We start from the raw sequence: 10,364 nt of genomic DNA on the forward strand, positions 1-10,364 counted from the left end.
ATATGGAACAAATTAAATATTTTTTCTGATCCCCCGCTTTTTTTTTAAGCGTAAATTATTGAGAATGAAGATTCAAAATTCATGCCGGGGAATATGACGAACAGTAAGAACCCAACAGCGCGCCTCCTTGAATGGAACAGGACCATGAATGCACGGGAAATGCCGTGGAAAGGAGAAAAGGACCCCTACCGCATCTGGCTCAGCGAAATTATTTTACAGCAAACAAGAGTGGAGCAGGGAAGGGCTTATTATGAACGCTTCATTACAACGTATCCTACCATCTCCGCATTGGCAAAAGCACCTGACGATGCGGTTTTCAAGCTATGGGAAGGATTGGGCTATTATTCCCGCTGCCGCAACCTGCTGTTTACCGCAAGAAGGGTGCATAGCGAGTTTGATGGAAACTTTCCTTCCGCTTACGAGGATATTATTTCTTTGAAAGGGGTGGGGGCGTACACTGCTGCCGCAATTGCCTCCTTCGCTTTCGGGTTGCCGCATGCCGTGCTCGATGGCAATGTGTTCAGGGTATTGTCGAGGTACACCGGTTCGGCCGTGCCGATAGATTCCACGGAAGGAAAGAAACACTTCGCCGCATTAGCGGAAGCATGGCTCGATAAAAAAAATCCTGCGGAATGGAACCAGGCCATTATGGATTTCGGGGCATTGGTATGTACGCCGAAACAGCCTTCCTGTGAGACCTGTCCGTTGAATAAGGATTGTGTCGCCTCTCATACCAATACCGTTGCAAAACTTCCTGTGAAATCCAAGCAACTGGTCAAGAGGACCCGGTATTTAAACTATGTTGCCGCCTCGTATAATAACGGTGTATACATCAGGAAAAGAACGGATAAGGACATATGGAAAGACCTGCATGAATTCATATTGATAGAAACCGATGAACCTATTTCCGCGGATGAGCTGGTTCGCCGTGTATCCCTGCCCGGTATAGAAGCCATACAAGCTTTACCTGTTGTAAAACATGTGCTTACGCACCAGACACTGCATGTACAGGTAGTGGCGGCGCGGTTATTGCGTAAGCCGGAACTGGAAGATGCATACCTGTATGTGCCTTTCAACAGGCTCACTGAATACGCTTTCCCCATCGTTTTAAAACGGTTTCAGGAGGCAAAACATTTCTTTCTTTTTACCTGAAATTCAGTTAACTTTAAAAGGCATATATCAGAAAGGAGTTTGTAAAATCAACAAATCAATACACTATGCGTGGCGTTAACAGAGTGATGCTCATTGGAAACCTCGGTAAAGATCCGGATGTGCAGTTCCTGGAAGGAAACATAGCGGTGGCGAAGTTCCCGCTGGCAACAACGGAAACCTATAAAGACAGAGCAGGCAAACTGATCTCGCAAACGGAATGGCATACAGTGGTACTTTGGCGCGGCCTCGCCGAACTCGCACAGAAATACCTCCACAAAGGAAGCCTGGTGTACATTGAAGGGAGATTACGGACCCGCAGTTGGGAAGATAAGGAAGGCAATAAAAAATTCGCTACGGAAGTGGTCGGGGATAACCTGATCATGCTGGATAAAAGAGCCGACGGGCACGGACCGGCACATCTTCCCAATGGAGAAGGGATAGAAGGAATGGGAAACCATGATATTCCACCGCTTTCAGATCCCAATGAAGACCTCAGCTTCTGATTCTGTGAAGTCTAATCCTTAGATTTGCCCAATTCTTAACGAAAACCCATCGCTTTGGACCCTCACACGGTTGACATACCCCACTCGTTTTTCCTGCTCCAGGCCAGCTCGCAGGGAACAACGGTGCTGCTTATCGTTATCATCGTATTGCTTATTTTCTCCTTCCTTGTTTCAGGTGCGGAAGTGGCTTTTTTCTCCCTGACCTACAAGGACCTGAACATGCTCAAAACCCGGCAGCACACGGCCGCACGTAAAATCATCGAACTGCTCTCCGCCCCTAAAACATTGCTGGCATCGTTGCTGATCGCCAACAGTTTCGTGAATATTTGTCTAATTATTCTTTCCAATTTCGCCATTGATATGGTGTTAACGGGCATCGATAATACCATTCTCCTTTATGCGATAAAAATCGGGATCATTGGATTTGTGCTGATGCTTTTCGGAGAGGTGCTTCCCAAAGTATGGGCCACACAGAACAACCTCCGCTTCGCTTACAGCGCCGCTCCGGTCGTGGCCGCCATTCACTCCCTGCTGCGCGGTTTCAGCGGCTGGCTCGTGGGCTATTCCGATAGCCTGGAGAAAAGACTTGGTGCGAAAAGCCAGCAGTATTCGCTCAAAGAATTGGATGACGCGATTGACCTTACTTCCAATGGCGATGCCACTGAAGAAGAAAAAAATATCCTGAAAGGCATCGTGAAATTCGGGAACATTACGGTGAAGCAGATTATGCGCACCCGTCTGGATGTGTCCGGTATCGATTACAATACTTCCTTCCTGGAACTCAAAAGGAAAGTGGAGGAACAACATTATTCGCGGCTGCCGGTTTTTAAAAAAAGCATGGATGAAGTGGCCGGACTGATCCATACCAAGGACCTCATCCCATACCTCAATGAGGCTGATGATTTCAACTGGCATTCACTGATCCGTCCGCCGTATTTTGTGCACGAACAGAAAATGGTGCGCGACCTGCTGCAGCAATTCCGCGTGAAACGTATCCACTTCGCGGTTGTGGTGGATGAATTCGGGGGCACAAGCGGTATCGTGACCCTGGAAGATATTATGGAAGAAGTGATCGGCGATATCAAAGATGAATTTGATGACGAGGAGAGCGTGAACAAGAAACTCGATGAGCATACCTATATTTTCGAAGGCAAAACCATGATCAACGACATGTGCCGGATCATGGGGCTGCCGGCCACCACCTTCGACGAAGTGCGTGGCGACAGTGATTCACTCGCCGGACTGGTCCTGGAACTGGCAGGAGAATTCCCCGCACAGGATGCCGTGGTCTCCGCAGGTGATTTTGAATTTACAGCACTGGAGGTGACCCGAAACAGGATCATCAAACTAAAAGTACATATCAACCAATCTTCAACAGACTAATCCCACTGATGTTCCGACTATTCTCAGTACTCCTGCTCATCGTTCTTTTCGCCTCGTGTAACAGCGAATACACCCCGCGTCCAAAGGGGTATTTCCGCATCGATTTCCCGGAAAGGGCTTACCGCACCTTCGATCAACCCGGGTATCCTTATACTTTTGAATACCCTGTTTACGCCGAAGTGGTGAAGGACTCCACTTTTTTTGAGGATGATGTGAAAGGGCAGTACTGGATCAATATCGACTTTCCGCGGTTCAACGGGAAGATATATGTGAGTTATAAGGACGTAAACAACAATTTCGACGCCCTGGTGACCGATGCCTTTAACATGGCCTATAAACAGCATACCAGCCGGGCCTCCGGTATTGAAGATTCGCTGATCCAGACCCCTAACGGCTTATCGGGTGTTTTCTTCAAACTTTCGGGGAATACCGCCACCGGAAGACAGTTTTTTATCACCGACAGTACCCGTCATTTTCTGCGCGGGGCGCTGTATTTTGACGCTACTCCCAACGAGGATTCCCTGGGCATCGTGCAACGTTTTCTGATGGAAGACATGAAGCACCTGGTGAACACCCTGAAGTGGAAATAGCCAATTCACGGCAGGCCTTCGCCAATCCCCCACAGCGCAGGATGGTTATTTATCCCTAATTTTACAGCTTTACAACTTATTTGAAAGATGATAGCCATCGATAATATCCTGGTGAGTGATGAAGTGGTGCAGGAACATTTTGTATGTGACCTGAACAAGTGTAAAGGCGGATGCTGTGTAGACGGAGATGCCGGGGCGCCACTCGAAAAAGAAGAGTTGGCATATATCCAGGAAGTATATGAGCATGTGAAGCCTTACCTGCCCGAAGAGGCGGTGAAAGAGATCGAGCGCCAGGGGCTTTATGTGTACGACCGGGAGTTCGGCTGGGTAACCCCCACCATCAATTCCCAGATCTGTGTATATGGGCTGACCGATGCGAACGGCATTGTAAAATGCGGTATCGAACAGGCTTACCTGGATGGAAAGGTGAGTTGGAAAAAACCGATCTCCTGCCACCTGTTCCCGGTTAAAGTCTCAAAAAGCAGTGATGGAGAACTTGACCTCGTGAACTATGAACCCCGTGAGGACCTCTGTTCCGCCGCGTGTAAACTGGGCAATAAGCTAAAAGTGCCGGCCTATGTTTTCCTGAAAGAATCCCTTACGAGGAAATTCGGGCACGAATTTTATGAAGCATTGGATGCTGTAGCAAAAGAACATTTTTCTGACGCAAAGAAATAGACGATTATGAGCCAAACCGCCGCCTCGTTCATCGCGAAAAGTACTGTGAAGGCCGCAGACCTCGACCACCGCAATAAGATCAACTTCAACATCAGCAAATACAACGCGGTGGTGCCGATGGGGAAGAAGCAGTTCTCCGATGTGCACCTGGCGCGGGAAAGGGCCAAGAACGTGAAGTGGCGCGCCATAGAACACCTTGACGTGTACCTGGAACAATTTGAATCGGAACTGCTGCGCCGTGGCGGAAGGATCATCTGGGCACAGGACGCGGAAGAGGCACGGAAAGAAATTCTCAACATCTGTAAGGAAAAGAACTGCCGCACCGTTGTTAAAAGCAAGAGCATGGCTACGGAGGAAATCAAACTCAACGATTTCCTGCACGAGCACAATATAGAAAGTGTAGAAACTGATTTGGGTGAATACATCCAGCAACTGGACGAAGAACCGCCGTACCACATTGTTACGCCCGCCATGCACAAAAGCAAGGAAGACGTGGCGAAATTGTTCGCGGAAAAACTGGGTACCGACCCCAGGCTGAGTCCGGAAGAGTTGACCCTCGTTGCCCGCGAAAAACTCCGCGAAAAATATGTGCAGGCGGAAGTGGGCATCACCGGCGCGAACTTTATTGTGGCCGATGTAGGCGGTATCGCGCTGACGGAGAACGAGGGCAATGCCAGGCTCAGCAGCGCTTTCCCCAAAACACATATCGTGCTGGTGGGCATCGAAAAGGTGATCCCCTCCATGAACGACCTGCCGCTGTTCTGGCCCCTGCTCGCTACATTCGGTACCGGACAGCAGCTCACCGTATACAACACGCTGATCTCCGGCCCCCGGCAACAGGGAGAAACCGACGGTCCCGAAGAAATGATCGTTATCCTGCTGGACAACGGCAGGACCAACCTGCTCGCCAACGAAAAAACGCGCGAAGCGCTCTATTGCATCCGTTGCGGTGCTTGTCTCAATGCCTGTCCCGTTTATAAAAATATTGGTGGTCATAGCTACGAAACCACTTACAGCGGCCCGATCGGTGCCGTGATTACCCCGCACCTCAAGGACCTGGGAGAGTGGAAGCACCTCAGCAACGCCTCTTCCCTTTGCGGGAACTGCACAGAAGTATGCGCGGTAAAGATCAACCTCCATGAATTGCTGCTCGAGAACCGGCATGAAGCCGTGGAAGAAGGCATCGCTACCTGGGGGGAGAAAATCGCCTGGAAGGTATGGAAGAAAGCCAGTCTGAACCGTGGCATGATGAATATGGGCAATGCGAAAATGAAGAACTGGATGGTGAACAAAGTATTCAAAGGATGGACCGCGCACCGTGGCGACCTGGATTTCTCCAACAAAACCTTCAACGAAATGTGGAAGGAAAAAAACTCGAAGAAATAAGGCTATCCTTTTCTGAATCCACGATTCACCAGGTAAACACCCAGTAACGTAATGGCGCCACCCGCCAGCAGGAAAAGATTCACTTTTTCCCCGAGTATCACCCATCCCAGCAGTACGGCAATGATCGGGTTAACATAAGCGTAAACGGCCACCTGAGCTGTTGGCAGCTTACGCAAAGCGTATATGTAGGCCATGAAGGTAATGATTGATCCCACGATCACCAGGTAGGCGATGGCCATTAACGCATGGTGGTGTATCTGCCGCAATGGTACCGTTTCTTCAAAGCCATACGAGGTACTCAATAGGATAATGCCTGAAATCAGCATCTGCCAACCCAGGCTATGAAAAGGATCCAGTTTAATCGAAGACCTGGCAGTGTAGATCGTACCAATCGACCAGGAAAGTGTGGCGATGATGCCCAGCACCATACCCGCTCCGAAGTTATTGCCCTTGGCAGCGGGATCGAATAACAACAGCAGGTCGTTGAAGAATACCAGTACAATGCCGGAGAAACCCAGCACCAGCCCGGCAGCCACCAGCCTGTTCAGTTTTTCCCCCATGAAGAGTACGCTGATCAGCGCGATCCACAAAGGAACGATCGCCCCAATAATCGAACCCACGCCACTTGGAATGTATTTCAGTGACCATACTGTAAGGCCGTTACTTACCACCAGGAAAAAGAAACTCAATACCGTAAGTGCTCCGAATTGCCGGAGTGTGGGCAGGGGCATTCTCCTGAAAGAAAAGTAAGTCATGAACAGTGTACCTGCCACCAACTGCCTGGTACCGGCCAGTTGAAGCGGGGGCATATAGCCCACGCCAATTTTTGAAGGCAGCCAGGTGGTGCCCCAGAAAACGCAAAGCGCCGCCACTGCCCAGTAGGCTGAAGACTTGTTCTCTTGTTGCTGTTGCATGGCGCTTGCTTTAAAAAGAAAGACCACCCTGAGGGGCGGCCTTCCTATGTTTAAATGATTTTCTGCATTAATGTTTGAAGTGCCGCAGGCCTGTGATGACCATCGCGAGGTTGTTCTCCTTACAATACTCGATGGAGTCGTTGTCACGGATGGAGCCTCCGGGCTGAATGAATGCGGTGATGCCAGCCTCATGGCCCAGCTTCACACAATCATTGAAGGGGAAGAACGCGTCGGATGCCATCACGGCGCCATTGAGGTCGAAGTTGAATTGTTTCGCTTTTTCAACGGCGTGACGCAGTGCATCGATCCGGCTGGTTTGTCCGCAACCTTTACCAACCAGTTGTTTGTTCTTCACCAAAGCGATCGCGTTGGATTTAAGGTGCTTACAAACAATATTTGCGAAAATGAGATCGGCTTTTTCTGTTTCGGAACTTGGCCTGTTGGCCGCTTCTTTCCAATCCGCGAAATTGCCTTCATCGTTCTGCTGTTGCAGTACGCCGTTGAGCAGTGATTTGTATTGATTGGCGGAAGCCTTGTATTCTTTTTGTTGTAACAGGATCCTGTTCTTTTTCGATTTCAGTACGGTAAGCGCTTCTTCTGAGAATGAAGGTGCGATGAGTACTTCAAAAAATATCTCGTTGATGGCTTCTGCTGTGGCTTTGTCAACGATGGTATTGCAGGCGAGCACGCCGCCGAAAGCGGATTCAGGATCACCAGCCAGTGCGGCGTCCCAGGCTTCTTTCAAAGTGGCGCGGGAGGCGATGCCGCATACATTGGTATGTTTGATGATGGAAAAGGTGATGCCGTCCGCAGGCGTGAACTCATTGATCAATTGAACGGCGGCATCTACGTCAACCAGGTTGTTGTAAGAAAGTTCCTTTCCGTTGAGTTGGTTGAACAACTGCGCAAGGTTTCCGTAGAAGACACCTTGTTGGTGGGGGTTCTCACCATACCTGAGTACGGTTTGCTGTGTACCGAACGGATTAAAATGGTTGGTCTGGCGGAAATAGTTGGAGATGGCGATATCGTATCCTGTACAAACATCGAATGCTTTCATGGCGAACATTCTCCTTTGTTCAAGAGTTGTTTCACCATGCTGCTGGTCCAGTATCTCTTCGAGCAGCACATAATCAGCTTTGGAAGCGATCACCACGACATCTTTATGGTTCTTGGCCGCAGCACGGATCATGGAAGGGCCACCGATATCAATCTTCTCGATAATGGCTTTCTCTTCAGTAGTGGAGGCAACGGTTTCCTCAAAAGGGTAGAGGTCAACAATCACAAGGTCCATTTCAGGGATCTGGTACTGCGCCATCTCTTTCAGATCGGTCTCATTGTCGCGACGTCCCAGGATACCGCCAAAAACGGCGGGGTGAAGGGTTTTTACCCTTCCTCCCAGAATCGATGGGTATGTGGTAAGCGATTCAACGGATATACAGGGAAGGCCCAGGCCCTCTATAAAGTTCTGTGTACCACCGGTGGAGTAGATCTTTACACCGAGATCGTTCAGTTTTTTAACGATAGCATCCAGGCCGTCTTTGTAGAAAACAGAGATCAGCGCCGACTGGATCTTTTTGGACATAGTTGATTGTTTTATTGAATGGAGCCGCAAAATTAGTTCAATTCGGGGGGATTACAAAAGCGCCTTCCTTCTTCATGTCATGAAGCGCAACCTGGTTTTTACGGCAATACCTCTTCCAAATAGTTGAATTGTAATGGCTTGCGTTATTGCTCAAAACAACCAGCGATGGAAGGAATTCCAGGTCCTGTTCCGGCAAGGCGTCTTCCACCAGGACGATGAAAATTTTCCCGCGGTCCGGTAAATTGGTTTGTTGTATCGTTTTGAAGCTTGCCCATCCCATCATAAATACCACTGCTTTTCCATCAATTCTGAAAATATCCATTACCGCTTTTGTAGCTATTCTACCCGCTATATGAGCCGGGAGAACATATCTTTTATAAGTCTTTTCATCTGGCGCAAACTTATTTTCGCCGTTATTAATATGGAGAGCCAAGCGGCCTTTTATACCTTCCGCGTAAAAATGTCCGGGCATCTGGTACACAAAAATGCCGGCTTGTTTTTCAGCATAAAAAATATCCCGGCTCCGCAATATGAATACCATCAATAAGGATACTAACGCTCCTTTGAAGGCAAGTTTGTTTTTGTTGCTTAGCCATACGACCGCGCCTGCAATCAGCACATACATCCATATCATCTGGATCATACTCACCTGAAGATTTTCCGCCGTACAAAATGGAATCGTGGCGATCGCTTCTATGTAAGCGTTCATGTAAGCAAGCAGGTGATGAATTGATTTACCGATCATCATTGCAACGGGTTCGCACCATAGAAAAATGCAGAAGATAATCTCTACATACAGCACCAAACCAGATACAGGAACTGCTACCATATTTGTCAGCAGGAAAAGTACCGGGAACTGGTGAAAATAGAACAGCACCAACGGTGTGGTAAGCACCTGCGCTGCAATGTTCACCGCCTGCATCTGCCAGCCAAGCCGGAGCAAAGGGTGCTTTGGCTGCACAAGATCGGCTATCTTTTGCGCGAAAAGAATCAACCCCGCCACCGCGGTGAACGACAATTGAAATCCGATATCCCATAACGTCATCGGGTCCACGGTCAACATCAGGAAGGCGGTGGCCAGCAACGTGTTGATCGATCCCGGTCGTTTTCTAAGGCACTCCGCCAGCAGCAATAAACTCAGCATAACCGCCGCCCTCACAATGGATGCCGCGCCTCCGGTAAGCAATGTGAACAGCCAGATCAGTATGCCGATGCTAATATTCCGGATACACCAGGTGATACGTGAATTCCTCCCAACAGGTATCATGGCCATCAACCCGAAGATCATGCTCAGGTGCATACCTGATATCGCCACAATGTGCACCACGCCTGTTCTAATGTAGGCGTCATTCAACTCGTCGTCAATGCCATGCCTGTAACCTACGAGCAACGCTTTGGCTATTCCCCCGGTTGCCGGGTCGGGAATGTATCTGTCAATACCCTGAAGTACCCGCTCCCTGATCTCATAAAGCACCTTCAGACACCTGTTACCATAAAAGCCGGGCAAGATGACCGAAACTCCTGTATCTGCCCATGCCTGAAGGTAGAATCCTTTTTTAGCGCACCACCCGGCATAATCGAATGCACCTGGGTTTCCGGATGAGCGGATTTGTTGCGGACGACAAACCACGAGCATCCGGTTACCGTATCCTGCGGGCGCAGTGGCTTCCTGCTTTCTGATGTAAGCGATGAGCTTCAGGCCAGGCGTTGGTATATATCCGTTTGCCTGAGCAGGGTTGGCTGATTCATTATTTTCAAAAGAGGTTGGCTGATGGCTTACATATCCCCGAAGCCGGCATACATATTTAAAACTCTTCTCCGTTTCAGAAGGCGGCTCAAGTACGTCAACCACCGCCGTAATCTCCTGCCCGCTCACTTTTGCCAGGAATATACCGGGGAGGTGAACGGCTTTTTGCGCAGCTGTAATATAGCTTCCGCATCCTGCCAGCAAAAGATAAACCCCTGCCGACCCTATAAGCCTGCCTGCAACTATCTTCAGCTTGCGTATCCTCAATAGTAAAAGCAAAGAAAATCCTACTAACAGGAGCATCACAGCGATGTTCCATTGTGGCGGCGCATACCATCCCCACATGATTCCTGCGCATAATGCGGGAAGTAACTTTAAAAACGGCGGCTTCTTTTCTGCATGATCCAACATCTTTCATTGCCTTGATTT

Annotated in this window: 9 protein-coding genes; 6 read left to right on the plus strand and 3 right to left on the minus strand. The window is 49.1% G+C overall.

From position 1 onward, the window contains the following. The first annotated feature begins 93 nt into the window (after positions 1-93). The 6 genes from mutY (at position 94) to M4J38_RS13510 (ending at position 5,692) form a co-directional block, all read left to right on the plus strand. Positions 94-1,152, plus strand: a complete 1,059-nt coding sequence (gene mutY, locus M4J38_RS13485; RefSeq protein ID WP_251760136.1) for an A/G-specific adenine glycosylase — start codon at positions 94-96, stop codon at positions 1,150-1,152. Between the two features lie 65 nt (positions 1,153-1,217). After that, the gene (locus M4J38_RS13490; protein WP_251760137.1) at positions 1,218-1,655 is read left to right on the plus strand and encodes a single-stranded DNA-binding protein; all 438 of its coding nucleotides are present in this window, start codon (positions 1,218-1,220) and stop codon (positions 1,653-1,655) included. Between the two features lie 54 nt (positions 1,656-1,709). Next, a complete protein-coding gene (gldE, locus tag M4J38_RS13495; RefSeq protein WP_251760138.1) occupies positions 1,710-3,038 on the plus strand; it encodes a gliding motility-associated protein GldE in 1,329 nt (442 codons plus the stop codon). 8 nt (positions 3,039-3,046) lie between these two features. Next, positions 3,047-3,628, plus strand: a complete 582-nt coding sequence (gene gldD / locus M4J38_RS13500; protein ID WP_251760139.1) for a gliding motility lipoprotein GldD — start codon at positions 3,047-3,049, stop codon at positions 3,626-3,628. Positions 3,629-3,715: 87 nt separating this feature from the next. Next, complete coding sequence (locus M4J38_RS13505; protein ID WP_251760140.1) at positions 3,716-4,306, plus strand: DUF3109 family protein; 591 nt, start codon at positions 3,716-3,718, stop codon at positions 4,304-4,306. A gap of 6 nt (positions 4,307-4,312) precedes the next feature. Further along, positions 4,313-5,692, plus strand: a complete 1,380-nt coding sequence (locus tag M4J38_RS13510; protein WP_251760141.1) for a LutB/LldF family L-lactate oxidation iron-sulfur protein — start codon at positions 4,313-4,315, stop codon at positions 5,690-5,692. Positions 5,693-5,694: 2 nt separating this feature from the next. Here the strand turns inward: M4J38_RS13510 and M4J38_RS13515 are convergent, their stop codons facing one another. The 3 genes from M4J38_RS13515 to M4J38_RS13525 form a co-directional block, all read right to left on the minus strand. Continuing rightward, the gene (locus M4J38_RS13515) at positions 5,695-6,606 is read right to left on the minus strand and encodes a DMT family transporter (RefSeq protein ID WP_251760142.1); all 912 of its coding nucleotides are present in this window, start codon (positions 6,604-6,606) and stop codon (positions 5,695-5,697) included. Between the two features lie 67 nt (positions 6,607-6,673). Next, on the minus strand, positions 6,674-8,188 hold the full coding sequence (gene purH / locus M4J38_RS13520; protein WP_251760143.1) for a bifunctional phosphoribosylaminoimidazolecarboxamide formyltransferase/IMP cyclohydrolase: 1,515 nt from the start codon (positions 8,186-8,188) through the stop codon (positions 6,674-6,676). Between the two features lie 37 nt (positions 8,189-8,225). Beyond that, positions 8,226-10,346, minus strand: a complete 2,121-nt coding sequence (locus M4J38_RS13525) for a ComEC/Rec2 family competence protein (RefSeq protein WP_251760144.1) — start codon at positions 10,344-10,346, stop codon at positions 8,226-8,228. Positions 10,347-10,364 lie beyond the last annotated feature (18 nt).

The organism is Parasegetibacter sp. NRK P23, assembly GCF_023721715.1.
GTDB lineage: Bacteria > Bacteroidota > Bacteroidia > Chitinophagales > Chitinophagaceae > Parasegetibacter.